Raw genomic sequence first — 26,758 nt, 5'->3', positions numbered from 1 at the left:
GTTCGGCTTGGAAATGATTTTTTTAGATCACTTGAGCCAAACAGTCTCTCAACTGTCGTGCTAAAACTTGAACATGAGGTTTAGCTAAAACAGTATAGTGATTACCTGAGACAGTCTGGATTGTTATCTGCTCAGCAAACTTATCCCAACCCCAGCTTGAATCGCCAAAATCATCGAAATCTGGAGAAAATACTTCATTTGTGCGGATCAGAACCATTGGCTTTGGATATGCTACTGGTTTGTAATTCCACATAGCGCGTGTGTTGGCTTTAAAAAGCTCTAGCAGACGTTGCATCTGTGTTAGCCCAATATCTGACGGCAAAATATTGGCTTGAATTGCTTTTTCTAAAATGTAATGCAATCCTGCTTTTGATTCGAGGTGTTGAATCTCGTCATGCCATACTGTTAGGTTCTTGCCAACTAATCCGCCTAAATCTCTTGCAAACAACGTCAAGGGTGTAGCATCATCCAGATTAGGTGTAGTAGTAGGTACACGGCTATCTAATAAAACTAGTGCAGCAATTTCCTGCTGCTGTTGATGTAGTTGCTGTGCCATTTCAAAAGCTACAAGACCTCCCATTGACCAACCTCCTAGTAGATAAGGCCCTTGAGGCTGGATGGTACGCAATTCTTGGATATAGTGCGCTGCCATATCTTCAACCCGCGTGTAAGGTTGCTGTTCTCCATTTAGACCTACAGATTGCAAACCATAAAAAGGTTGCTCATCTCCCAAATGACGGGCTAAGTCTACATAGCAAAGCACATTTCCACCAACTGGGTGGACAAAGAACAAAGGTTTTCTGGAAGTACCAGGCTGAATCTCTACCAGTGAAGACCAGGGCTGAGATGTTGTTTGCTGATGTAAAACATCTGCTAAATGTTCTACAGTTGGCCCTTGCAAAAGAGTAGATAATGAAAGTTCTTGTTGATATCGCTTGTGAATTTTAGTCATAAGACGCACAGCTAAAAGAGAATTACCTCCTAGTTCAAAAAAATTGTCTTGAATACCCACAGGGTGGACGTTCAGCAATTCTTCCCAGATCTGTGTTAACTGCAATTGCACAGGATCGTCAGGTGCTACAAAATTATTTTGCCGTTTAGCTGCCGTTTGTTCAGGATTTGGCAGTGCGTTGCGATCTACCTTGCCGTTAGAAGTAAGTGGAAAAGTCTCTAGGAAAATAAAGACGGCTGGTATCATGTACTCTGGCAACTTCTGTCCTAGAAAGTGATGTAATTCATTAACATCTGCGATCGTTTTTTGAGCGACACGGACATAAGCAACTAAACGCTTGCTAGTATGAACTTCACCTACTAGCGTCACAAATACATCTCGGATTACTGGGTGTTGTCTAAGTGTGCTCTCAATCTCTCCTAACTCAATGCGGTAGCCCTGGAGCTTTACTTGGAAATCTTCTCTACCGAGAAATTCAATATTGCCATCAGGAAGATAGCGCCCAATATCTCCTGTGCGGTACAAACGTTTTCCGGTCTGAGGATGAACAATAAAGTGGGCATTAGTTTTTTTCTTATCTCGCCAGTAACCTTTTGCCAAGCCAGTACCCTCAAGATAGAGAGTACCCACTACCCAAATCGGGCATGGTTCTAAATTTTCATTCAGGATATGACAGCGCTGATTGGTTAATGGTTTGCCATAAGGAATGCTAGGTTGTGTAGGATCAACTGTAGCAATGGGATAAAACACAGACCAGATAGAAGCTTCTGTAGCACCTCCTAAGCTAATGACCTGTACTCCCTTAAATAAAGATTTAATTTGATCTGGTAGGGTTACTGGGATCCAATCTCCACTCAAAAGCACTAGGCGTAGAGGACAGGCTGATAAGTCCTTGCGGCTAGAGACATAATCAATCAGCATCTGCATCAGAGCAGGTACGGAATTCCAGATTGTAACTTTTTCTCGTACTATCAATTCTGTCCAATGGGCAGGATCTCTGAGTGCATCGGCATTTGGGAGAATAATTGTGCCGCCAACCGACAGAGTGCCAAAAATATCATATACCGACAAGTCAAAACTTAAGGAAGATAAGGCCAGAACTCGATCCTCAGACCCAACCCCAAAGCGTTGGGTAACATCACAAATCGTGTTCACTGCACCACAATGATCGATCATCACACCCTTGGGCAGACCTGTAGAGCCTGATGTAAAGATAACGTAGGCTAGGTCTTCTGGTTGTTGAATTAGTTCTAGGGGCTGAGGATCTAATTTTTCCACATCCTCGCCATCTACAAACAGTCGTTGGATATTTGCGGGCCATTCTAGTTTTTCATTGAGCCAGGATTGAGTAAGTACTAAACCAACTTCGCTTTGTGCAAGAAGATACTCAACACGCTCTTGAGGTAGGGCTGGATCGATTGGTAAGTAAGCAGCTCCAGACTGAAGCACTCCCAAAACGGCAACAACTTGCTCCCAACCTTTCTCCATCACTACAGCCACCAGTACGTTGGGGCGAGCACCTAACTGCCTGAGCCAGCGTGCTACTTGATTAGAGCGGCGATATAATTCCTGATAAGTTAAGGTCTTGCGTGCTGCAACTACTGCTGCTTGATGCGATCGCTCAGGTACTTGGGCTGCAAATAGAGTGTGCAGCATTGTCTCTGTTATATGTGCATCAGTAGCGTTAACAACCATTCGTTGTTGTATCTGTGCTGCTGGTGTTAGTTGAAAGGACTTTTCTTGCCATGCTTCTTCTTCATTAGCTAAAAACTGGAGAAGACGAGTATAGGCGTTAAACATATCCTCTATCATCCCGGCAGGGAATATCTCTTCTAACACATCCCAGTTGAATAGCAGTGCTCCATTTTGTTCGGAAACCTCATGGTCAATCTGCACTTGGGGTGTTTGCAGGGCGTTACAGATTAATTTACCTGATAGTGGCACCCAAACCGTTTCGTTAGCCTGTGCATTCAAATTCAAACTGCTGGTAAAAACTATTGGCATCGCGGCTTTGGAAGTCTTGGTTTGTGTGCGGCTCTGTTCGCGTAATACTTTTATACCACTGACATTACTATGTTCTAGGTCATTGAACAATTGGCTTTGCAGACGTTTCGCTCTAGTGGCAAAAACCGCAAATTCTGAATAATTTACTTCCAGCAAAATGGTGGAGCTAAAATTCCCCACTACATCATAAACTTGAGGATGCAAAGGCAGACGATTAAAAAATAGGATGTTGAGAGTAAAATCACGGGTTTTGCTCCAAGCCGCTAGCACTTCACAATAAACTGCACAGAGTGCATTTGTAGGTGTTAGTCCTAACCGAGTAGCTCTAGTTTTCAACTGTTGCCAAGTTTCTGGTTCCAGTCTGCCAGTTCGGCGTACAAATTGCGACTGTAATACGGAAGCAGTATTTTTGACCAAAGGTAATTCTGGAGCAGAGGGTAGGGTTGACAGGCGATTTTGCCAATATGCCAAAGAGCGTTGATAAGTATCAGAAATTTCTAATTTGCTCAGTGCTAATACATAGTCTCGATAGGATAATTCTAGATCAGGAAGATAGACATCTGGATGCTGATACAGTTGGCAAAATTCTTGTGTGGCAATTCCATCTGATATACCATCTAAAATCATTAAACTAACGCTGAAATGAACCCTAAAACACTGTTTATCAAGACGATGAATTTTAATTTCAAACAACGGCCATTCGTCAGTCCTTGGGCCATGCTGAATCATATACTGTCGTACAGATTCTAAGTGAGATGTAACTACTTCTGGCTCCTGATCTTGCAAGTCAACAACCTCAATTTCATAGTTTGGAACTTGCTCTAAAATTTGCTGTTGTCCATCTGGCAAAATAATTGCCCGTAACATGTCATGTCGCTCAATCAACCTTTGCAAAACTCGCTGGCATCGGTTGGTATCCAAATCGTAAACTTCGTACTCATCGTAGGTATGCGCTCTCAAATTGCCTAGCTCAAATACCCTACTCTGTCCCAGCCAATATGCTTGCTGAATATCTGTGAGAGGAAAAGGCAGATGTCGTTGCTCTGGCACTGGTATGACTTTCAATGCCGAAAGCTCATTGTCTGGTGTTGTTATTTCTTGATGTATCTGATGATCGACATCTGCAACTTTCAGATGAGGAGCAGCAGTTGTTTTGTTTATACTTTCAAGGTGTTGTTTATCATTCAGTGATGACTCAAGAGTAGTTAAAAAAAAACCACCTGATCGCATATCCTCGACACTCTGCCTCACAGCCTGAATTACATAATTAATATCTTCATCAGTGTGAGAAGTAGACAAGAACAGATTTCGACCTTCCCAAATGTAAATTCCTTTTTCAATCATGTGATAGTGGAACAAATCTAGTTCCAAATTCAGATCCGACGACCGATCTACGGCTGCCGAACTCGTTGAATTCTGCACAAGAGCAAAGCGAAAGAGCGATCCACAATGAAGAATTTGGATAGGCACTTGCTGTTGTTGGAAGTAAGCATTAATTTTTGCCGCTAACTTCGTAGTGCGCTGATTTAAATTTTGTTGTAATTCAGGTCCTTGCTGTTTAAGATACTTGAGGACAGCTAGAGCGGCAGCTGTGGTCAAAGGATTTTTATTGAAGGTTCCTCCGTAGAAAATAGTTCCAGGGCGAGGACGTGACTGGTCACTATAATTCCAAGCTCCACCATCCATTCCATCCATATACTCAGATCTACCAGCAACAATGCCAATCGGCATCCCGCCACCTACGACTTTTCCATAAGTAGCTATATCTGCATTGATACCGTACCACGCTTGAGCGCCACCAAGGTGAAGGCGGAAACCTGTAATCACTTCATCAAAAATCAATATAATGTTGTGAGCTTTAGTCAGTTCCCTTAAATCTTGTAAAAACTCTTTCGGCTGTACGTCTGGGTGATCGCTCTGTACTGGTTCAACGATTACAGCTGCCAGTTCTCCAGCATGTTCCCGAACCAATTCCAGGGATTGGGGATCACCATATTTAAGGATCAATGTATCTTCCGCTAAAGATTGTGGAATGCCAGTCAGCGGCAGAGCAGTGGATTTACCGTCTTCGGTCTGCGATAAAACTAGTAAAGATCCATCATACTGCCCGTGGTAAGAGCCAGAAAAAAAGGCAATCTTCGAGCGACCTGTGACACCACGTGCTAAGCGGAGCGCTATCATAACTGCTTCTGTACCTGTATTACAGAATGCAGCCCTATCCATACCTGTTAATTCACAGATTAGTTCAGCTACCTCACCTGCCCATCTCGACTGTGGGCCAATTTGAATGCCCTCTTGAATTTGAGCTTCTATAGCATCGATAATGAAAGATGAAGAATGACCAAATAGATGTACTCCAAACCCCATTGATAGATCAATATATTGGTTGCTGTCTAAATCCCAAATTTTAGATCCTTGTGAGCCTTTGCCGACTATGGGATAAATTATCTCCTTAGTCAGATGACGAAATCGAGCAGCATTTCTTCTGTCTGCTAACACACGATGATAGGCTTGTTTTTCCTTTTTGGAACTGGTAGTACGATTGGTATACCGAGCAATAAAGGAATCCAAATATAGTTGCTGCTCAGGAGTTAAATCACTTCCACGTCCTAAAGAAGTAGTAGATTGAGAAGGCGCAGACAGTTTATCGTTAGATTGAACATGAATAACTGTTGGTTGGGGTGAAGCTTGACTAGCAGAAACATCGGTTATTTTTGAAGATGCCAATAGAGACTGAGATGATTCGACTTCAGCTAATGTGGTAGCCGTTCCTAATAACTGTTTTGGCTGTAAAAACTCGCTGCGTAAAAGTTCCATCTGCTGGGACATTAAGTGCAGTTGTTGCTCGACAATTCCTGTTAGTGGCGATTCTGATCTTAACTGAATCATTTGCTTTTTTGTTATGTCATCAAAGTTTGTATCTATACTTGGAGTTGGTCGAGTATGTTGAACTGGTTGCTCAACAGATTGAAAGAGTTGATTAATAGGTTCAATCTGAGATATTGAAGATTGTTCGGTAGTTTTTAATTTTGATTGGGGTGCAACTTTTGCACCCCAATCTGCGGAGAGATGTTGATCAAGGTATGTAATTAGACCATCAATAGTTTGTAATTCTTCAAAAAACTGACGAATTTCAACTTTAAGTCCAAATGTCTTTTCTAAACTCTTAACAGCTTCTAGAAGACTAATTGAGTCAGCACCAAGGTCTAAAAAATTAGTATGAATATCTAACTGAGAAGGACTTTTTATATTTAACCAACGACTTATTAAAGGAAACAAGACAGAGCTAATTTTTTCTCTTTTAGTAGAACTATTTGTCTCATTTTCAAAATTTACTTGATGCGGCATATCATTTTGTACATTAGTTACTTTGGAATGTGATTTATTCATTTTTAAAGGTGTATTCATAGTTTCAACAGATTCAATCCAATAACGTTTGCGCTGAAAAGGGTAATTTGGTAAATGGATCTTAGAAGGCTGATAGTCTTGATGAAAGCTTATCCAGTCTATTTCTATACCACTGGCATACAATCTACTGAGACTGTTCAAGATTAACCACCAGTCATCTTGATCTCTTTGCATTGAAGGCAACCAAATGGTGTTTTCTGTTTCTAAACCTCGCTTACCCATTGATGACAGAACAGGATGAGGCCCTATTTCCAGAAATAGGTCGTAGCCCTGATCAATCAGAGTTTGTGTACCGGCGGCAAATTGCACTGCTTCACGGGCATGGTGTCGCCAATAAGTAGCATCAACACTTGCTTGTTCTGTGAGAATATTGCCTGTGAGGTTAGAAACAATAGGAATACGTGGGTAATGATATTGAAATTGACTAGCTAATTGCTCGAATTGGTCGAGCATGGGATTCATTAATGGCGAGTGGAAAGCGTGAGATACTTGCAAAGGGCGAACTTCAATTCCTTCAGCTTGCAACTGCTGAATTACCAACTCTACAGAGTTTCGTTCTCCAGAAATCACTGTATGTTTAGGCCCATTAACAGCTGCAATGCTAACTTGAGATTGATAGGGAAGAATTGCATCTATAACTTGCTCCTGTGTTGCAAATATGGCTGCCATCATGCCCAGTGGAGGTAGAGCTTGCATTTGCTGTCCACGTGCAGCTATGAATTTCAGCCCATCTTCCAGACTGAAGACTCCTGCTACACAAGCAGCTACATACTCTCCGACGCTGTGGCCCATAACTATGTCAGGGACGATTCCCCATGATTGCCACATTTGGAAGAGTGCATATTCCAGAGCAAACAGAGCAGGTTGAGTATAAGCGGTCTGGTTTAAGATTTGAGCATCTGGGGAATCTGCAAATAAAACCGACAACAGCGATTTTTCTAGATACGGTTGCAGCAGGCGATCGCATTGCTCTAAAGTTCTGCGAAATGTAGGTTGGGTATTGTATAGCTGCTGCCCCATATTCGCATATTGAGCACCTTGTCCAGTAAACAGAAAAGCAATCTTTCGCCGTTGCTTGCTGTGAAGATGACCACTAGCTAAACCTACAGGTGTTTGCCCTTGACAGAAACTGTCCAGTCGTTGCATTAATTGCTGAGTTGATTCAGCCGCGATCGCCAAGCGATGCTCAAAATGAGAACGTCCTGTACTAGCTGTAAAGCAAACATCCCCTAAGGAAACTGTAGGATGAAATGCAAAAAACTCTAGGTAGCGCCGAGCTATATCTTGTAGTGCCTTCTCACTTTTAGCTGATAAAGTCAGTATGTGCCAAAGACTATCAGCAGCTACTTGTTCTTTCTCAACTTTAGGTACTGCTTCCAACACTATATGAGCGTTAGTACCCCCAAAACTAAAGGAACTGACGCCAGCAATTGTTAGATCTTTTGTTTCTGGCCATGGTTCTAAAGTGCTTGGTACGCGTAACGGCAGATTAGCAAAAGGAATGTAAGGATTAGGTTGTTGGAAATGCAGGCTAGGTGGAATTTGGCGATTTTGGAGTGAGAGCGCAACTTTAATTAAACTAGCAATACCAGCTGCTGCTTCCAAATGTCCAATATTAGTCTTAACTGAACCCACTACACAATCATTGTCTGGAGAGCGGCCTTCTGCCAATACTTTACCAAGAGCCTTCATTTCTATGGGATCACCTAGTTGCGTACCTGTGCCGTGAGCTTCTATGTATTGGACTTGATGGGGAGAAATGCCAGCTTGCCGATAGGCTTCTCGTAACAGTGCTTCTTGCGCCCAAGGGTTGGGTGCAGTTAAACCATTGCTGCGTCCATCCTGATTCACTACGCTACTTCTGATCGCGGCATAGATTGGATCACCATCAACTAGAGCTTGGGAAAGAGGTTTTAGAAGGACAACACCAGCACCCTCACTCCGAACATAGCCATTGGCCCGGCTGTCAAACGTTTTACAACGACCGTCAGGAGCCATAAAGCCTGCTTTACTAAAGCTAACTGCAATCCAAGGCGATAAAACAATTCGCACCCCTCCTGCTAATGCGAGGCTCGATTCTCCATTCCAAATACTTTGGCAGGCGAGATGAACTGCAACTAGAGAAGAGGAACAGGCTGTATCAATTCCTAGACTTGGCCCAGTGAAATCAAACAAGTAAGAGATGCGGTTAGCTGCAATGCAGTTAGTGTTACCTGTACCCACATAGGCATCAATGTTATGAGCAGGGTTATCCATCAACAGCGTGTAGTAGTCAAAGCCATTGATACCCATGAATACACCAGCTTTTGTACCTGCCAGACGCTCTGGTTTTTGTCCAGCATCTTCTAGAGCTTCCCAAGCTAACTCTAGTAAAAGACGTTGCTGAGGGTCAATACTGACAGCTTCCCTAGGAGAAATCTTGAAAAATTGAGGATCAAATTGATCTAGATCCTCCAAGAACCCGCCCCAACCAGTATTTACTGCTGTTTCTGCATCTTGTCCGTAGGAAGCATTGGCGTCCCAACGTTCTGGTGGTATTTCAGTAATAGCATCCACTCCTTCCCGCAATAAATGCCAAAAAGCTTCTTTATTTTTAGCTCCGGGAAAGCGACAACTTATACCGATAATTGCGATCGGTTCCCTATCCATGTTGCTCATCCTTAAATATCACTTTAATTACCGAAGCTAACTGGAAGAGTCTTCAACCCTCGTAAAAAAACGTTTTCTCGCCACTCCAGGTTGTTGGTTTGAAGTTGTAAGTTAGGTAGTTTTTGAACTAATGCGCTGATGGCAATTTGACCTTGAGTCCTTGCTAGAGCAGATCCCATACAATAGTGAATCCCATCCCCAAAGGCAAAGTGGTCGTTGTTAGTACGAGTGATATCAAGCTGGTCAGGATTGTGAAACTGAGCAGGATCTCGGTTAGCTGCTCCGAGAATTAGAAAAACTGGTGGGCCTTTTTTGATGAGTTTACCACCAATTTCTATGTCTTCAATTGCTGTTCTGCCACTGATTTGTAAAGGACTTTCGTATCTTAGAAACTCTTCAACTGCACTTTGAATTAATGAGGGGTTTTGCCGCAGTTTTGCTAATTGATCTGGGTGACGCAGCAGAGATATTACTGCATTGCCAATTAAATTTACTGTGGTTTCTTCACCACTAGCAAATAATAACATACATGTCACTAACAATTCTTCCTCACTCAGCTTATCGTGCTCATCTCTAGCTTGAATAAGAGCGGTGATTAAATCTTGTTCAGGCTTTTGCCGTCTTTTAGCAATCAGTTGAGTCAAATATTCCCTAAACTCTACAATTGACTGTGTAAGTTGTTGGGATACATCTGACGCTTTCATGGGGTCAAAAATATAGCCCAACCAGTGAGACCATTGCTTCAGTTTGTAGCGGTCTTCAGGAGGTATTCCCAGGATATGAGAGATTACCGTTACTGGTAATGGTTTAGCGAAATCAGCAATAATATCCAAATCGCCTTTTTCTTCTATCCGATTTATTAACTCATTGACAATTTGTTGAATGCGTGGACGCATTTCTTCTACTACACGAGTATTGAAGACTTTACCTATAAGCCTTCTTAATCTAGTGTGGTCGGGAGGATCGCGGAAAAACAAAATATCACTAATAAAAGATGCAACCAGAGAATTACCTTCTTGACGCTGAGAATAGCTGGAAATCTCTGATGGCTTAGAGCTAAGTCGAGGATCGCGCAAAGCTTTGGCTACATCTGCATAGCCAGTAATTACCCACGCTCCCATCGAACTTAAATGAACAGGATCTTCCGCTTGGAGTTGACGATAAATTAGATAGGGATTCAGGTAAAATTCAGGCAAGAAAGGGTTAAAATTAATTTTTGTCGCTACTGAACTATTGTCCCTATTTGGGGTAACAGTTTTGTTATTTCGAGGAGTAATTTGCGCCATTTGCACTATTTCCTTAAGAACCTACTTGAGAAGTTGTAAGCAATAAGTTGTATCGTTCTACTAAGTGTTTAGTTAGAGACTCTATGTTAGGGTATTCCCAAAAAAGAGTTGGTTCTAGTTCACAGCCTAGCCAATCCATCAATTGACCAACTGTGTTCACTGCTGTTGCTGAATCCATACCGTAGTAGGCAAAGGATTCCTGAATGTCTATTTCTTTTGCTGCTACTTTCAATTCCGAAGACAGATGAGAAATCAACCAAGCTTGAATCTTCTCTTCTGTAATATAGCTAGACTGAGGAATATTATTACTGCTGTTAATTGCAACTACTTCTTCAGATTGTTGGACTGAATTTTGCACCTGTTCCCAGATGAATTCGATATCTGTCTGTAATTGCACTAAGTCGATTTCTTGAGGTTTAGCAATCCACTTACTTATCACATCCAGGCTTCCCTCTACAAAACCAGCCTGACAAGCATGGCGCTGAATTTTACCACTAGAAGTTTTCGGTATGCTGGCAGGCTTGAGAAGCAAAACAGCGTATACTTGCAGATCATGGATCTCTGATACTGATTTCCGTATAGCTCCAATTACCTCATCTACATTTAACTTACGTAAATAAGTTCGCTCTACTTCTTGTGCGATCGCCAGTCTTTCCACTCCATCTACTTCAATAGCAAAAGCTGCACCACACCCGCTACGAAGTGCTGAATGGCTTTGTTCTATTGTCAGTTCAATATCTTGAGGATAATGGTTTGTACCTCGGATAATAATTAAGTCTTTTAGTCGTCCAGTCACAAACAGCTCGTTACATTGTAGGAAGCCTAGATCTCCTGTACGTAAAAATGGGCCTGACGCGTTTGATGTTGCCAATGTGTCGTTAACGTTTGTATCTGCCAAATAGGCTTGGAAAGTTTGTTGTGTCTCCTCGTTTCGGTTCCAATAGCCCTGCGCTACACTGGGGCTAGAAAACCAAATTTCTCCTACTTGCTCAGGAGGACATTGTGTTAAGTTTTCTGGGTCAACTATCACTACTTTTTGGTCTAACCATACTTGACCACAGCCAACAATTTTTCTGGATTCTTTCTCGTCACCTATACTTTCCACGACCCGGTTTTGCTTTAAAGCCGCATCTTGAACTGTGCAAACAACAGGAGAGTCTGTTTTTAAACCACCTGACACTAATAGAGTTGTTTCAGCCATTCCATAGCAAGGATAGAATGCTTGTTTGCGAAAACCACAATCAGCGAAGGAACGAGCAAACTGCTCCAATGTCTGCGCTCGTAAAGGCTCTGAACCATTAAAAGCTAATTTCCAGCTGCTTAAATCAAGATTTGCTCGTTGTTCAGGGGTAACTTTACGAACGCATAAATCATAAGCAAAATTGGGCCCACCACTAGTAGTTGCTTTGTAGCGACTAATAATCTGTAACCACTTTACAGGCTTCATCAAAAAAGCCTCTGGAGACATCAAAATACTTGGCATACCCAGACACAGAGGCTGCAACAGATTGCCTACAAGTCCCATATCGTGGAATAAAGGTAGCCAACCAACAATCACTTCTTCTGAAAAATGACCGAAGGCGTGTTGTATCATTCGCTCATTATGCAGCAAGTTCCCATGACTGACCATTACTCCTTTTGGTATACCTGTAGAGCCGGAAGTGTACTGAAGAAAAGCCAGGGTATTTTGGTTCAAGGAAGGTTCTTTCCATGACTGCGCTTTCTCTAGAGCTATGCTATCTGTGGCGATTACTGGCAGTTTCGCTAATTCTGGATTTTCGCTAAAGCGATTTTCTATATTTACTAATAATTCTTTGGTAGTTAGAATGATCGCTGCTTGAGCATTTGTGGCGATCGCTAATAACCTAGACATCTTTTGATTTCGCTTAGGAGGGTAAGCTGGAACTGCTATAACCCCCGCATACAAGCATCCAAAAAAGGCAGAAATGAATTCTAAACCAGATGGGTAGAGTAGTAAAATTCGGGAGCCTGTAGGGACAACAGATTGTATATAGCTAGCGATCGCACGTGCCTGTTGATCCAATTCTTGATAGGTTAAACTTGACTTTTCGGTTTCTCCATCTTCTAGAAAAGTAAAACCTACTTTTTGAGGCTGATTGAATGCTCTACAGCGCAAGATGTCTACTAAAGTGAAATATTTTGACTCATCAAAGCAATGTACCATTTTTGTTTAGCCTACTAAGGTAATTGAACTAAAAACTAAAATTTTTTGCTCACTTACAACCTAAATATTTTTTGAAAGTACATACTTCTTGTCCAAAGCACGACCAAGTTATAAACATTCAAAGGTGATGAGTTGTTACCTATTTATTTGCACATATATATTGCACACACGTGAATATAGTCAAAAGTCAAGGTCACTTTAGACTCTAGACTTTTACCTATTGACTGCCTTAACATAAAAAAGGCCAAACCATGAAATATATAAGCGTATTGGTTTAGATTGAAAAATTTATAGCTTGAGTAAAATTTCAACCTATTTTTCCTGAAATTTGATAACTTCAGCTATTGATGTTTTACTGTAATTGAGGAAATTTGCAGATGAAAATGAATATCAGCAAATTCACGACACATCTTGAGAAAAAGCAATTCTGTTGTTCTTTTTTTTTACAACTTTTACAGATCTTAAGAACAGATATGGCTTGAATGTTACTTGGCTAGATACCTCTGTTTATCTAGCTATGGTACAAAACCAAAAATGTTTTCCTAAACATGCAAAACCAGAATTAAGGTTTGCAATATGGTTTTAATGAACTGATGAATTGAATCAAGCTGTTACTACCTAAGTGTAGCTTGCTGCTTTGTAAAAAACTACCCAATTATGGGCGTATCAAATAGTACTTATTTATATTTTAAATATGTTTTCTTTTCAAGAATGTATAAAGATATACTCGTGTTCGCGCTATTTAAGTATTAAAATATGAAAAAGATTGAAATTAGTATAGTAATTAAATAGCCACGAAAATAAATGTTGTATTTTTTATTACAATTAGTTTCTAAGTTTTATATTATAAAGATATGAGAAATAATTATGATATGCATAATTATTTAGACTAAAAGCTAAGGAAAAATTTGAATTTATTAAAAAAAAAATTAAATTTGTACAGATTGAGAGAGTTTTAGAAATTTAAGTCTACTTTTTAAGCATCTAATCTAGTACTCGACCAACCTAAAAATGCTGGGTAAAGAGAAACATAAGAAGCTGGGTAAATATTGAGACAAAGGGATTTCCATCGTTGCTATTAACCCATCAAAGTAGTCTTTCTAGACTATCAAAATAGTTTGATTCATCAGAATAATAAATATCTATGCTTAGTATCTAAACTTAAATTACTCCAATGATTCGATTTTAAAAATATTTCTGCTAAAATTAGTTTTTTAAATTAAATCAAAATCAGGTTAAGTTTAATAAACATTTCATAACCTAGGCTTAATCTAATTGAACTCAGTACTCGACCTTGGAGAGTACCAGCTATGATACAAACCTATCTACCAGAGGCAAAACAGGGAGACAAACGAATTATCCTGCTTAATGGCGAACCTATTGCTGCTCTCAATTGTCTTTCTAGTGGAAATGATTTTCGCAATAATATGGCAGCAGGTGGTACAGTCGCTCAAACTAAAATTACCCTAAGAGAGCATGAAATCTGCGTTCAATTAGCTGAAAGATTACGCAAAGATGGCTTAATTTTTGTTGGTATTGACGTTATAGGTGGCTACCTTACCGAAGTCAACGTCACTAGTCCAACCGGAGTTCGTGAAATCTACCGATTAGATGATACTCGCCTTGTTCATCAGATTATTCAATGGGTCGAGCAGGTAACTTTTTAAAGGGGTGTAATCAGCAAAAAACACCTTTGCTCAATCAATAGACTTCTTGCAAAAGTTAACTTTATAGCTGGACAAGATCGCTTGCGCCGACTAATCACAATTTGGGTTGATGGCGGCGATCGCGGCAAAGATTTGCAGCATTGGGTGATTGATGTCTACCGATGGATTTTGAATAATGAAACTTGCTGCGAGTTCACTGCGAGGTAAAATCAAAAACCTTGTAGATGAATTGCACAAGAAAACTGCTCGATTTTTGGTCGATAACTTTGATATGATTTTGCTGCCAACTTTTGAAACATCTCAAATGTCTAAAAAGGCAAAGCGGCGGATTTGTGAATAAATGTTAGCAAAAACGTATCGGAATATAATGATCTGCCAACAGTTGCATTGTCCATCGCACACGCCCAGAGGGTGGTTCAGAAGAGGCTATGGCTTAAAAACGCTTCTTGTTTATCTTCAAGTTTGTGAGGTTTCGGCGGATGAGGGCGTTCGTTCAGTGCGAAGTCTAACCCACCTATGACGAATTTCTCTCGTGTCCGCTCCACTGTTGAGATATGGACTCGAACAGTAGAAGCGATCACTTGATCTATTTTGCCTTCAGAAGCCATTAGAAGAATGTAAGCACGGGTTATGGTTCGTGCTTTATGCTTACCTTTTTTAATTAGCGTTTGTAATTGATAAACTTCTTCCTCACTTAAATCAACAATGTACTTCTTTACCATGCTCTTTCCTGATTTTTAAGTAGCTTATCAGTAATACACTACCTAGCAATGTCCTATAGTAGACTACTAGTCTCGTCGTCTCAGCAAGGATTATGAGCATCTTACTGAAATGAGCGAGGTTTATCTGAACTTGAAAGCCTGGTTTTGATGAAAGTCTATCTCGCTAGTCGAATCAAGCTGTTATACCATTGTTAATAACATCAAAAACCCAAAAAAATTCGTCTTAAACCGGCTGTAATCATGAACAATGGCATCTTATCCTGCTGAATTGCTGCCTGAAAGCTAGGGCGATCTTTTAGACATTGAAAATATCTTGCAATTTTAGATTGTGAATTGTCTTTCCATAGATAGCCAAAATTCAATTCATTTAAGCGATTGAGAACAGCTGTCCATACAACATCAGCTAGGGAATAGGTTTCACCGCACAACCATTCAGTTTGACTCAATTGGTGTTCTAGTTGCTCCAACAACGGTTCAATTTGTGCATTGATATCAGCAATTTTCTGGGAATCACGAATAGTTTGGTTCCACTGTTTCACATCTTCCAACTTAGCAGCATATCTTTCTTTCAATTCAGGATTCGCTTGCATCAGTTGAGGAATAAGCTTTTCTTTAATTTGAACTGAGCGTTGCAACACGATGCCATCAATTCCTTTGTAGTTGCCGTACATCACTTCTCGCATAGGAAAACGATTCTGGAGATCAACCCATACATCCATTCTTTTTCGCAAAACTAATTCATTCGGAATCAAACTCGGATTCGGAAATTCTTCATCCAAGTAACGAATAATCATGGCTGAATCACAAATTACTTTGCCATCATGAACTAGAGTTGGAACAACGCCTTTAGGATTGAGACGGATGTAGTTAGGCTGCAAGTTTTCAAAAGTCAGAAGATTAATCAGGCGATCGCTCCATTTGAGCTTTTTCTCGGCCAGGACTAGTTTTACCTTTTGAGAGCAGAGTGAACCCGGAAAGTAGTAGAGTTCAAGCATTTTAATTTACTTCTCTTCTCATGCTCGTGACATTGACATTATATTCAAATGACAACAGTTGTTATCAAAAATAAGATAACAACTGTTGTGATAGAATGTCAATAGATTTAATCTTATTTTCTACTTACTCTTGGAACGCTAGCAAAACAATGGGTTACAGTGATCGCCGTCTCGAAGTGACTGAAGCAACATGGCGCGTGATTATTCGCGAAGGACTCGATCGCGCTAGTATGCGTGCGATTGCTCAAGAGCTTGGCTGTACTACAGGTGTTCTCACCCACTATTTTCGAGATAAAGACGAACTGACGCTATTTGTACTGGAGCGAGTGTTTGAAAACCTATTTAGAGATATAAAAGCTTGTACAGAAGGGCTGCATGGAATTGAGCGGTTTGAGCAAATGATTTTCGCAGCACTGCCTTTTGAACCTAGTGGCGAGCAAGGTTGGCAAATTTGGATTGCTTTTCTAGGGTATGCAATTGGGCGTGAAAAGCTAATTCAGGAACATCGAAAACGCTATGAATCACTGCATCAGTCCATTTACCAAGAGTTGACTGATTTGCAAACAACAAAGCTGATTCGAGAAGATATTGACTTAACGCTTGAAGCAAATGCACTGATAGCACTCGTCGATGGTATTGGGACAGGATTTGTCATTAATCCTGAACAATTTCATCCAGACCAGCAGCGATATCTTGTACGACGATATATTAAAACTTTACTCCTCACTGTTGGCGTAATCGAGAATGGATTCCATACCGTTACATAAGACTTAGACAAAGTTGGACAATGCTAGAATTAGTTACTCGCTGATTCTAGTATTGGACTTTGCAGCTTACTTCCTGCTTCACTCTGGAGAAGTCGGCTTCAACCAGTCCACAGGCTAGCATCGTCTAACTGACGACTCTTGACAAATTGATTGCGGCGTTCAAATCGCGATCTAGACTGAAATTGCAATGGCTGCAATCAAACACTCTTTGTGATAGCGAGAGTGTTTCCTTTGTGATTCCACAGTTTGAGCAGGTTCTACTGGATGGAAACCAACGATCAGCGACTATCAACTTAGATCCATACAGTTCGCATTTGTAGGTCAGTTGACGACGAAACTCAAAGAAGCTCATATCTGCAATTGCCTTAGCCAATTTGTGATTAGCCAACATTCCAGATACATTAAGATCCTCAATTACTACTGTGCCGTGGTTCTTAGCCAAGAATGTAGTGAGTTTGTGTAATGTGTCTTTGCGAATGTTAGCAATCTTTCTATGAAGTCGAGCAATTTGTAAATTAGCTTTTTTCCAATTAGCAGAACCTTTGATTTTTTGACGATTTAACCATTGCATTCTAGACAGTTTAGCCTCGAATTTATTGTAAGACTTAGCACCTAAAACTACTTCACCAGTTGAGAAAGTAGCTAGAGTTTTTACACCTAAGTCAACGCCAACAACACTATTAAATATTGACTGTTGTTGCTCAACATCAAAACGAAAACTAATAAACCATCTGTCAGCCTGGCGGCTAATTGAAACTGATTTAGGTTTAACTTGCGGTAGTTGCTCATAGGTTTTTAGGATGCCAATCTTAGGAACTTGAATTTTATTAGTACCAAGAATTTTAACAGCACCTTCTAAAGTAAAGTTATCATGCTGTCCTTTCTTTTTGAACCTCGGAACGCCTGCGGTTTTCTTGAAACATCTATCCCAGGCTGTTTTCAAGGCTCTCAAAGCTTCTTGTGGTGCGGACTTGGAACATTCGTAATACCAAGGATATTCAGGTTTTACTAACGCCACTAACCACTTATGCAAATCAATAGAAGTAGGAAACTTAATTTGAGAATCGGGATTAGCTTTGTTGTGATCTAGTATTTGCTTTGTTAGTCTTAATCCCCAATTCCAGGCATGTCTAGCTACACCACAATGTTTCTTTAACTCAGTGCGTTGTTTATTATTTAGTTTCAATTCTGTTTTGAAACCAAGTAACATTATTGAACCTCCTTAACTACTTGAGCCATACCATCAATTAACTTTTTGTTTTTCTGAGAACGTGAACCATAAAGACGTGCTGAAAACACTGTGATTAGTTCAATCATGTCTTGAACTAATTCCTGTTTATATCAGCCAAAAAGAAACGTCTTTGTCCTGTAGGCGATCGCTCAAACTTAATTTTTCCGGTATCTGTCCACCTTCTTAGAGTCTTGGTGGAAACGCCTAACTCTTTAGCAGCGTCCCCAATTGAAATAGTCACCTCTGAAATGTTCTCCATATTGTTTGATGATCTAGACTACAGATCAATAGTTACCCATTTCGGAAAGAATGTTAAGGTGTGTCTAAGAAATATCTTTCAGTTCCGTACCCCACCGCTGATAACTCGTTAGTGTACTCGCTAGTTTATTGGAAATTTTACGCGAGGATAATACTATACTCCATCAAAAGCAGGTGGATAAACAACCTTCCCTTTATACTTTTCCTGATAGTTTTGCAGTGGTTTGACCATAAAGACATCCTCTGGAACTGGAAAGGGAGACTCGATTTCATAATCAACTGATGGCTTGAAGCCAAAACGAGGGTAGAACTGGGGATGACCAAGTACAATTACCATAGCTTCTCCTCTTACATTTGCTCTTTCTAACCCTGCTTGTACCAATTTGCTACCAATTCCCTGCCTTTGAAACTGTGGACAAACTGCAATAGGTGCTAAACCGAGTACCTGTAGTGTTTCTGCACCCACTAAGTCAATGTAGCTGAAGAGAATGTGACCTACCACAACACCCTCAACCTCAGCAACCATTGATAACTCTCCAATATAATGGTCAGAACGGCGAATTTCCTCAACGAGTTTAGCCTCGTTCTCCTGCCCAAAGGCTAGTGTATTCACCTCAGCTATTGCTGGGTAGTCTAGTAGAGTTTCACTACGGATATTCATGATTTTAGAATCAATTCCATAAAAACCCTGTTATTGAGAATAATACGAGTTGTTATTGTATCGGCTGACAATGCGATCGCATCTTATAACTCATATAGGATTCCTATTTGATTTTTGAAAGAACTGCGTACACCTCTAACTCCCTTTTTTCCCATTCCCTATCCCCTATCCCCCATTCGGTGTCTCTACAAGTCAGTTCACGAATCAAATCGGATTACTATAGCATATAGATTAAAATATTTTGAAAGCGTAAATACCAGCAATAGTAATGCTTTTACCTCCCGCCTCCAGCAAGACTGCTATAGAATCTGTACCCTAATCTTGGAAAATTAGTACTATGTAGTATGAAAACTTACGACTGGATTGTTGTTGGTGGTGGAATTACGGGTGCTACACTCGCCTATGAACTAGCGAAAACAGGCTTTTCTGTGCTTTTGTTGGAGCAATACGCCACACCACAAAACGCAACTCGCTATAGTTATGGTGGTCTTGCTTATTGGTCAGGTACTACGCCGCTAACTTGCCAATTGTGTGAAGAGGCGATCGCACTTTATCACATCCTGTCTCAAGAGTTAGACGCTGATATCCAATTTCGTGAATTAGACTTATTACTAACTATTCCAGCCGACAGCAACCCAGAAGAAGCTGCTGCATCATACGGTCATGTTGCCATTTCACCTCGTTTACTCAGTGTACAAGAAGCTTGTGAGTTGGAACCACTACTGAATCGAGAGGCGATATCTGCTGCTTTAACTGTCAAACATGGTCATATTCATCCAGAAAAAACAGCACAAGCATACATCCAAGCCTTTTTACGCACTGGGGGTGAAATGCAGATTACCCAAGTATTGCAAATACTGCAAGATGGTGTAAAAACAACTGCTACAACTTACCACAGTGCTAACGTTGTCATTTGTGCCGGTGGACTTAGCCGACAGCTACTAAAATCCGCTGGTATCCCCATCAAGCTGTATTTTACCCATGCAGAAATCATTGAAACCCCACCCGTTGATATGAGGCTACAGACTTTAGTTATGCCCGCTCATCTGCAACGGTTTAAATTAGAAGCCGAATCTACGCAAGTTGACGAATTGTGGAATGAACTAGGCAATGAGTTATTACCGCCGATTTTAGATGCTGGTGTGGTTCAGTTTCAAGATGGGAGCTTGCGGTTAGGTCAAATTAGCCGCGTCCTCACAGATCCTCATGGCAAGGTAAACTCAAAAGAAAGTGAAAAATGGCTACAAAAAAACATTGCTCAAACGTTACCAACCTTGGGAAACCTACCAGGAACTTGGCATCACTGTTTAGTGGCATTTAGTAGCGATAAACTTCCTTTAATTGGTGCGATCGCCGAGTTTGATAATATTCATGTTTTCTCTGGATTTAGCAACCCCCTGGTGATCGTACCACCTTTAGCAGCACGTTTTGCTAACTTTGCAGACGGCAAAGAAGACGAAATTATTGCCCAGCTATCTCCTAACCGCCAGAAATAATTTTACAAATATTCATTCTTCTTAACCCGGTTAATTTCAGGTTAACAAAACCAAACAAATTGTATCAAAAATAACTTTTTAATTGTCAAATAACGCACTAATATCACAGTTTAAAGGTTTATATTGTCAGCTTCCTATTAGCTAGCTGATTCATTGAGAGGAAAATTCATAACAAAGATGAGTAGACAATTCAATCGACGTAGGTTTTTAATTTACGGTTCTGTAACTTTTGGTAGCAGCATTTTTCTAAAAGCTTGTGCTAATAACTCTCCAACAGCTACACAGAGTCCAGCCGCCTCTCCTACTGCTTCTCCTGTCGCTGCTGCTACTGGTGACACGATCAAAGTTGGAATTTTGCATTCCCTCAGTGGCACAATGGCTATTAGTGAAAAAAGCGTTGTCGATGCTGAAAAACTAGCAATTAAAGAAATTAACGCTGCTGGTGGTGTTTTAGGTAAACAAATTGCAGCAATTACTGAAGATGGTGCTTCTAACTGGGATACTTTTAGAGAAAAGGCAACCAAGCTAATTGATCAAGATAAAGTAGCTGTAGTTTTTGGTTGTTGGACTTCTGCTAGCCGCAAGAATGTTAAGCCAGTATTTGAGAGCAAAAACCACATGCTCTGGTATCCTGTGCAGTATGAAGGTCAAGAGTGTTCTAAAAACATTTTCTACACAGGTGCTGCTCCAAATCAACAAATCGAACCATCTGTTGATTGGCTGTTGAAAAATAAAGGTAAACAATTCTTCTTAGTTGGCTCTGACTACGTTTTTCCACGCACTGCTAATACAATAGTTAAATCTCAATTAGAAGCTCTTGGTGGAACAACAGTTGGTGAGGATTATTTACCACTAGGTAACACAGAAGTTACATCTATTATCACTAAAATTAAGCAAAAATTGCCTAACGGTGGCGTAATTTACAACACTCTAAATGGTGATAGTAATGTTGCTTTTTTCAAACAATTAAAAGGGGCTGGATTAACACCAGAAAAATATCCCTCAATGTCTGTAAGTATTGCCGAAGAAGAAGTCAAAGCAATTGGTATAGAGTATCTTCAAGGTCATTACGCTGCTTGGAACTACTTTCAAACAGTAGACACACCTGCTAATAAGAAGTTTGTCGCAGCTTTTAAGAAAGAATACGGTGAAAATCGGGTAACAAATGACCCAATGGAAGCAGCATATATTGCAGTTTATTTGTGGAAGCAATCAGTAGAAAAAGCCGGCAGTACTGACTTAGCAAAAGTGCGTGCTGCGGCTTATGGTCAAACCATAGATGCGCCTGAAGGTAAAGTCACAATGAACACCAATAATCACATATCCAAAATTGTGCGGATTGGTCAAGTAAGGCAAGATGGTTTGTTTGATATTGTCTATGCTACCCCTGCACCAGTTGAGCCAATTCCTTGGAATCAGTTTGTGAAAGAGACTAAAGGATTTGCTTGTGATTGGTCTGACCCAGCTAAGGGTGGTAAATATAAGAAAGCCTAAATAATTCGTAATTCGTAATTCGTCGTTAATTACGAATTACAAATTAGTATGCTGTTGTGGAGAAAAAATGTTAGCAGGTTTCTTAGAAGCTGTATTTAATGGTGTTAGTATTGGCGCGGTATTATTGATAGCGGCGTTGGGACTAGCTATTATATTTGGATTGATGGGTGTCATCAATATGGCGCATGGTGAATTGATGATGTTCGGTGCTTATGCAACATTTGTTGTCCAAAATATCTGTAAACAATTAGGTGGATTGTGGTTTGAAGTTTATATATTTTTGGCGTTAATCATCGCTTTTATATTCACGGCTGCTGTGGGATTAATTCTAGAAAGAGGCGTGATTCGTTATCTCTATGGACGCCCTTTAGAAACTCTCTTAGCAACTTGGGGAGTAAGTTTGATTTTTCAACAGTTTGTCCGCAGCGTGAATTGGATATTGGTAATTGGTATAGCTCTGTTTTCTCTGCTATTTTTTGGAGGTTTATGGATTTTAAATTCCCGTACAAATTTGGGTAGAGTTCGTAACTGGATTGTGGCGGTGATATTGTTGCTATCGTTGGGGGTAACAATAGCAGTAAGCAACTTATTGAGTCAAACTTATCAGCAAGCAGTAACTCAACCTTGGTTTGGTGCTCAAAATGTAGATGTAACAGCTCCTAGTTGGTTACAAACTGGGATATCTCTGGGTGGTGTGCAATTGCCATTTGCTAGGTTATTTATTATTGCTTTGACGATAATTTGTGTAGCAGGCATTTATCTATTCTTACAACGTTCTAATTGGGGATTAAGAATTCGGGCTGTTACACAAAATCGGAGTATGAGTGCTTGTTTGGGTATTCCAACTCAAAAAGTTGATGCTATTACTTTTGCTCTGGGTTCCGGTTTAGCTGGTGTGGCTGGATGTGCTATTAGTTTGCTTGGTTCTGTCGGCCCAAATACGGGACAGAATTATATTATCGATACTTTTATGGTTGTTGTCGTTGGCGGTGTGGGGAACTTAGCAGGTACTATTGTCGCAGCCTTGGGGATTGGTACTGTTAATTACTTGATTGGTTCTGGTACTGTGGCTTTGTTGTTGATTCCTGTTAAGCCTTTAGCAGATTTCTTTACTTTTTTTGCTACGACGAGTATGGCTAAGGTGATGGTATTTGCGTTGATTATTGTGTTTTTGCAGTGGAAGCCTGGGGGGATTTTTCCGCAAAAGGGCCGTACTGTTGATGTTTAAACGGCAGAGGCGCAGAGAATGAGAAGGAAGGGAGGAAGGTTAATTTTAATTGAGGTGGGGGTGGTGCTTGCGATCGCACTCGTCCTCATTTTAATTATGCCAGTGATGCTTTCGGAGTTTCGCCTGAATTTGCTGGGGCGATTTCTATCTCTGGCAATTGTGGCTTTGGGAATTGATTTGATTTGGGGTTATACTGGTTTACTGAGTTTGGGACATGGAATTTTCTTTGGTTTGGGTGGATATGCGATCGCAATGTACCTGAAACTGCAAGTCCCTAGTGGTGAGTTACCTGATTTCATGAGTCTTTATGGGGTAACGGAACTTCCCTGGTTTTGGCACCCTTTCTATTCGTTTCCTTTTACAATAGTTGCTGTGGTACTAATTCCAGGGTTATTAGCGGGAATATTAGGATATTTAGTATTTCGCAATCGGCTGAAGGGAGTTTATTTTTCGATCTTGACTCAAGCCGCAACTATTGTATTTTTCAACTTTTTTAATGGTCAACAACAACTTTTTAATGGTACGAACGGACTGATAGATTTCACCACTTTGTTTGGTACAACTGTTAGTGATGCAAAAACGCAATTTGTTTTCTACATCCTGACGGTAGTGTTTCTCGCAATCACCTACGGTGTTTGTCGTTGGTTGACAAGTGGACGCTTTGGTAGATTGTTGATAGCTATTCGTGATGATGAAAGTCGGGTAAGATTTTCAGGATATGACCCTACAGATTTTAAGGTAGTGGTGTTTGCAGTTTCAGGTGCGATCGCAGGCATAGCAGGAGCATTTTACACTCTCCAAAGTGGTTCTGTATCACCTAGAGCAATGGATATTGCTTTCTCGATTGAAATGGTAATTTGGGTAGCGGTGGGGGGACGTGCTACTTTAATTGGGGCAATTGTCGGAGCTTTGTTAGTAAATTATGCTCGCGCTTTTTTAAGTGAACAATTTGCCGAAATTTGGTTATTTTTCCAGGGGGCGCTGTTTTTGATAGTCGTCACAGTGCTTCCTGATGGCATAGTGGGATGGTTGCGTAGTCAAAACATTCCTCTTTTTAACCGTCCTCAACAAATTCCTACATATCCCACCTTGGAAGAAGACGCCCAAGTGCAACATGAACGCCAAAATCTTAGAAACTGAAAATGTAACTGTTAGTTTTGATGGTTTTAAGGCACTAAACCAGCTGAATTTTAGCATGGATTTAGGTGAATTACGGGTAGTAATTGGCCCCAATGGTGCTGGAAAAACAACATTTCTTGATGTGATTACGGGTAAAGTGCAACCAACCGTTGGACGAGTTCTATTTAAAGGAAAAAATCTGCGTTCTTTACCTGAACATCAAATTGCACGCTTGGGTATTGGACGCAAGTTTCAAACGCCTCGAATTTACCTGAACTTAACGCCCCGTGAAAATTTAGAAATTACTAGTAACCGCAATAAAAATGCCTTTTCTACTTTGTTTGGGCGTCCTCATGCTGCTGAAAAAAATAGTATTAAAGGGTTATTAGAAACCATTGGTTTAAGTCTTAAAGCTGACATCCCATCAAAGTTACTTTCCCACGGCGAAAAGCAACGTTTAGAAATTGGAATGTTAGTAGCACAGTCACCCGACCTATTACTTGTTGATGAACCAGTTGCTGGTTTAACAGACGAAGAAACGTACAATATTGGCGAATTACTCTTAGCATTAGCCCAGAGTCATTCCATTTTAGTAATTGAACATGATATGGAATTTGTGCGTCAAATTGCCCGCAAAGTTACAGTTTTACATGAAGGTTCAGTACTATGTGAAGGCAGTTTTGAGGAAGTTCAAAATGACTCCCGCGTTATTGAAGTATATCTAGGAAAACAGCAAGACTAAATTTTTACCTCACAAGGTATTCTAGCTTGAGTATTAGGCGACCATAGTACAGAAACTTTTCAACAATTGTGAAATATAATTTATTGCAAAGCCAACGCTCTAATTCATCTGTGAGTGAGCCGAACCGCTTCAGAATATTTGTGGAGAAAAGCTATAATTGCTCTAGCTTTAGTTGAAATCGTTTATTCATAATGAGCCAACTGCTAACACTGGAATTCAGTGATGATGTTTATGCAACTTTACAGCAGCAAGCTGATGCCGTCGGACTTTCGGTAGCAGAATTGATTGTTACATCTGTTGTTGATGAGCAGAATCGTCTTTTGACTGTTGCTAAACAACCAGAAGCTCAGCCAGAAGAAGCAAGTCAACGGTTACTTAGTTATGCAGGTGCAATTAGCTTGGGTTACATTTAGGTAATTTATAATGCTAAAAATCTCTAACCTTAATGTTTACTACGGCGAAAGCCACATTCTACGTGATGTAGATTTAAACGTACCATCTGGGCAAATGGTATGCCTGATTGGACGCAATGGCGTAGGTAAAACAACCATGCTCAAAACAATTATAGGATTATTAAAACCTCGTAGTGGTACAATTAACTTTGCTGGAGAATTAATTAACTCCAAATCTCCTGATAAAAGGGCAAAGTTGGGAATTGGTTATGTTCCCCAAGGGCGAGAGATTATCCCTCGCTTGACTGTAAAAGAAAATCTGCTGTTGGGGTTAGAAGCCAGAAGGAAGCAAGTAAAAAAAGCAGAAATTCCAGAGGAAGTTTTTAGTTTATTCCCGGTGTTAAAAACCATGCTTTCGCGGATGGGTGGTGATTTAAGTGGGGGACAGCAGCAACAATTAGCGATCGCACGTGCTTTAATGGGACAACCCCAATTACTCGTATTGGATGAACCTACCGAAGGTATTCAACCCTCAATTATCCTAGAAATTGAAGCCGCAGTCCGTCGCATTGTTGAAACCACAGGTATTTCTGTCTTATTGGTAGAGCAACACTTGCACTTTGTCCGTCAGGCTGATTACTATTACGCTATGCAAAAAGGCGGGATTGTCGCCTCTGGTTCCACTGATGAACTTAGCCAAGATGTGATTCAAAGGTTTTTAGCGGTTTAATTTCTGAGTTTTTTACTTCGATTGTATCTGAAGCAATCAAGTCTGCTGCTTCTTGTAAAAGCTCATTTTGTTCTTTTTGAATAGCCTCTAAGCGACTAGAAATTTCTGCCAAGCGTTGTTGTTTATCTTTGTAAATCGTTAGATAATTTTCAGGTATTAAAGCTGGCGTATTATCAGTCTCTTTATTGCCTATAATTCGTTGAACAGCAAAACTACTAACTTTAGTTAAAGAGATAAAGCTAACTTTAATAAAAGCCTGAATTAATTTTAAAGGTACTTGAAGTACTGACCAACTAGCTGTCTCAATCAAGCGCACAATTGCTTTGATGATACTCCAAAGTAAAGCAAGTCCGAAAAGCAGAATCACTAAACTAATAATTGGGTGATTAGTCGCCCAAGTTAGTATTTGAACTAACCTAAAAAATCCCGGATGTTTTGTCAGCCATTCACTCGCAGAGGAAGCGATAGCAGTTGTAACTGCTCCCGATGTTGTACTTTTAATTTGCTCAGCCGTTTGCCAACTTTGTTCTAAGGTTGTTGTAACTGAATTAATTGCTCTATCGGTTGTTGTACTTGCAGTTTCCTTCAACGACTCCCCAGCTTGCTGCGCTGAGTTAGTTAGAGAGCTAACGTTTTGGCTCACAAAATCTTTTACGTTTTGCAAAGGTTGTAAAACTCTGTTGGGCAAATGTATATCTATTTGAATCATTCATTAAAATATTTTAAGAACTTGAAGAGAAATACTTTAAGAGATGAGTTGGAATCCCCACTC

General features: G+C 40.3%; 19 protein-coding genes and 2 pseudogenes. 11 read left to right on the top strand and 10 right to left on the bottom strand.

Annotation, left to right across the window (positions count from 1 at the left end):
- Positions 1 to 22 precede the first annotated feature (22 nt).
- The 3 genes from IQ246_RS04285 to IQ246_RS04275 are packed head-to-tail and all read right to left on the bottom strand — an operon-like array spanning position 23 to position 12,484.
- Entirely contained in the window at positions 23 to 9,022 is a 9,000-nt protein-coding gene (locus IQ246_RS04285) for a non-ribosomal peptide synthetase/type I polyketide synthase (RefSeq protein WP_194000442.1), read from the bottom strand.
- Positions 9,023 to 9,036: 14 nt separating this feature from the next.
- A complete protein-coding gene (locus IQ246_RS04280) occupies positions 9,037 to 10,299 on the bottom strand; it encodes a cytochrome P450 (protein WP_194000440.1) in 1,263 nt (420 codons plus the stop codon).
- A 13-nt stretch (positions 10,300 to 10,312) separates the two neighbouring features.
- On the bottom strand, positions 10,313 to 12,484 hold the full coding sequence (locus tag IQ246_RS04275) for an AMP-binding protein (RefSeq protein ID WP_194000438.1): 2,172 nt from the start codon (positions 12,482 to 12,484) through the stop codon (positions 10,313 to 10,315).
- A gap of 1,268 nt (positions 12,485 to 13,752) precedes the next feature.
- On the opposite strand from IQ246_RS04275, the pseudogene IQ246_RS04270 reads away from it, so the two are divergent.
- The 3 genes and pseudogenes from IQ246_RS04270 to IQ246_RS04265 form a co-directional block, all read left to right on the top strand.
- Positions 13,753 to 14,151, top strand: a pseudogene (locus IQ246_RS04270) (glutathione synthase); the annotation flags it as partial.
- Positions 14,152 to 14,232: 81 nt separating this feature from the next.
- Positions 14,233 to 14,358 carry a hypothetical protein gene (locus tag IQ246_RS30770; RefSeq protein WP_255515448.1) on the top strand — a complete coding sequence of 42 codons (126 nt, stop codon included), beginning with the start codon at positions 14,233 to 14,235 and terminating at the stop codon, positions 14,356 to 14,358.
- Complete coding sequence (locus tag IQ246_RS04265; protein WP_244141924.1) at positions 14,327 to 14,491, top strand: hypothetical protein; 165 nt, start codon at positions 14,327 to 14,329, stop codon at positions 14,489 to 14,491. The genes IQ246_RS30770 and IQ246_RS04265 overlap by 32 nt, the downstream gene beginning before the upstream one ends.
- A gap of 76 nt (positions 14,492 to 14,567) precedes the next feature.
- Here IQ246_RS04265 and IQ246_RS04260 read toward each other — a convergent pair whose 3' ends face one another.
- Both IQ246_RS04260 and IQ246_RS04255 read right to left on the bottom strand, forming a co-directional pair.
- Positions 14,568 to 14,873 carry a helix-turn-helix domain-containing protein gene (locus IQ246_RS04260; RefSeq protein ID WP_194000436.1) on the bottom strand — a complete coding sequence of 102 codons (306 nt, stop codon included), beginning with the start codon at positions 14,871 to 14,873 and terminating at the stop codon, positions 14,568 to 14,570.
- A 200-nt stretch (positions 14,874 to 15,073) separates the two neighbouring features.
- Complete coding sequence (locus tag IQ246_RS04255) at positions 15,074 to 15,868, bottom strand: glutathione S-transferase family protein (protein ID WP_194000434.1); 795 nt, start codon at positions 15,866 to 15,868, stop codon at positions 15,074 to 15,076.
- A 95-nt stretch (positions 15,869 to 15,963) separates the two neighbouring features.
- Between IQ246_RS04255 and IQ246_RS04250 the strand changes: the two genes are divergently transcribed.
- Positions 15,964 to 16,635 carry a TetR/AcrR family transcriptional regulator gene (locus IQ246_RS04250; RefSeq protein ID WP_244141923.1) on the top strand — a complete coding sequence of 224 codons (672 nt, stop codon included), beginning with the start codon at positions 15,964 to 15,966 and terminating at the stop codon, positions 16,633 to 16,635.
- A gap of 124 nt (positions 16,636 to 16,759) precedes the next feature.
- On the opposite strand, the gene IQ246_RS04245 is transcribed toward IQ246_RS04250, so the two are convergent.
- The 4 genes and pseudogenes from IQ246_RS04245 to IQ246_RS04235 form a co-directional block, all read right to left on the bottom strand.
- A complete protein-coding gene (locus IQ246_RS04245) occupies positions 16,760 to 17,845 on the bottom strand; it encodes an RNA-guided endonuclease TnpB family protein (RefSeq protein WP_194000432.1) in 1,086 nt (361 codons plus the stop codon).
- Positions 17,845 to 17,949, bottom strand: a pseudogene (locus IQ246_RS30150) (IS607 family transposase); the annotation flags it as partial. The pseudogene IQ246_RS30150 and the gene IQ246_RS04245, both read right to left, overlap by 1 nt.
- An 11-nt stretch (positions 17,950 to 17,960) precedes the next feature.
- Positions 17,961 to 18,125 (bottom strand): helix-turn-helix domain-containing protein, encoded by a 165-nt coding sequence (locus IQ246_RS30145; RefSeq protein ID WP_244141922.1) that lies wholly within the window; start codon positions 18,123 to 18,125, stop codon positions 17,961 to 17,963.
- 153 nt (positions 18,126 to 18,278) lie between these two features.
- Positions 18,279 to 18,785 carry a GNAT family N-acetyltransferase gene (locus IQ246_RS04235; protein ID WP_194000430.1) on the bottom strand — a complete coding sequence of 169 codons (507 nt, stop codon included), beginning with the start codon at positions 18,783 to 18,785 and terminating at the stop codon, positions 18,279 to 18,281.
- Positions 18,786 to 19,129: 344 nt separating this feature from the next.
- Between IQ246_RS04235 and IQ246_RS04230 the strand changes: the two genes are divergently transcribed.
- The 7 genes from IQ246_RS04230 to urtE all read left to right on the top strand — a co-directional run bounded on the left by IQ246_RS04230 (position 19,130) and on the right by urtE (position 25,986).
- Complete coding sequence (locus IQ246_RS04230; protein ID WP_194000428.1) at positions 19,130 to 20,281, top strand: FAD-binding oxidoreductase; 1,152 nt, start codon at positions 19,130 to 19,132, stop codon at positions 20,279 to 20,281.
- A 177-nt stretch (positions 20,282 to 20,458) separates the two neighbouring features.
- Positions 20,459 to 21,775, top strand: coding sequence for an urea ABC transporter substrate-binding protein (gene urtA / locus IQ246_RS04225; protein WP_194000426.1), 1,317 nt, complete (start codon positions 20,459 to 20,461; stop codon positions 21,773 to 21,775).
- 67 nt (positions 21,776 to 21,842) lie between these two features.
- Positions 21,843 to 23,003 carry a branched-chain amino acid ABC transporter permease gene (locus IQ246_RS04220; protein WP_194000425.1) on the top strand — a complete coding sequence of 387 codons (1,161 nt, stop codon included), beginning with the start codon at positions 21,843 to 21,845 and terminating at the stop codon, positions 23,001 to 23,003.
- 18 nt (positions 23,004 to 23,021) lie between these two features.
- Entirely contained in the window at positions 23,022 to 24,143 is a 1,122-nt protein-coding gene (gene urtC / locus IQ246_RS04215) for an urea ABC transporter permease subunit UrtC (RefSeq protein ID WP_194000423.1), read from the top strand.
- A complete protein-coding gene (gene urtD, locus IQ246_RS04210) occupies positions 24,118 to 24,864 on the top strand; it encodes an urea ABC transporter ATP-binding protein UrtD (RefSeq protein ID WP_194000421.1) in 747 nt (248 codons plus the stop codon). Before urtC ends, urtD begins: the two co-directional genes overlap by 26 nt.
- Positions 24,865 to 25,055: 191 nt before the next feature.
- Positions 25,056 to 25,277 (top strand): hypothetical protein, encoded by a 222-nt coding sequence (locus tag IQ246_RS04205; protein WP_194000419.1) that lies wholly within the window; start codon positions 25,056 to 25,058, stop codon positions 25,275 to 25,277.
- 10 nt (positions 25,278 to 25,287) lie between these two features.
- Positions 25,288 to 25,986, top strand: a complete 699-nt coding sequence (gene urtE, locus IQ246_RS04200) for an urea ABC transporter ATP-binding subunit UrtE (protein ID WP_194000417.1) — start codon at positions 25,288 to 25,290, stop codon at positions 25,984 to 25,986.
- Here urtE and IQ246_RS04195 read toward each other — a convergent pair.
- A complete protein-coding gene (locus IQ246_RS04195; protein WP_194000415.1) occupies positions 25,949 to 26,695 on the bottom strand; it encodes a hypothetical protein in 747 nt (248 codons plus the stop codon). The genes urtE and IQ246_RS04195 overlap by 38 nt on opposite strands.
- Positions 26,696 to 26,758: the final 63 nt, after the last annotated feature.

It is taken from the genome of aff. Roholtiella sp. LEGE 12411 (assembly GCF_015206995.1).
In the GTDB taxonomy this organism is placed as follows: domain Bacteria; phylum Cyanobacteriota; class Cyanobacteriia; order Cyanobacteriales; family Nostocaceae; genus Komarekiella.
Note: the sequence above shows the minus strand (reverse complement) of the source record. Positions and strands in the feature narration are given on the sequence as shown.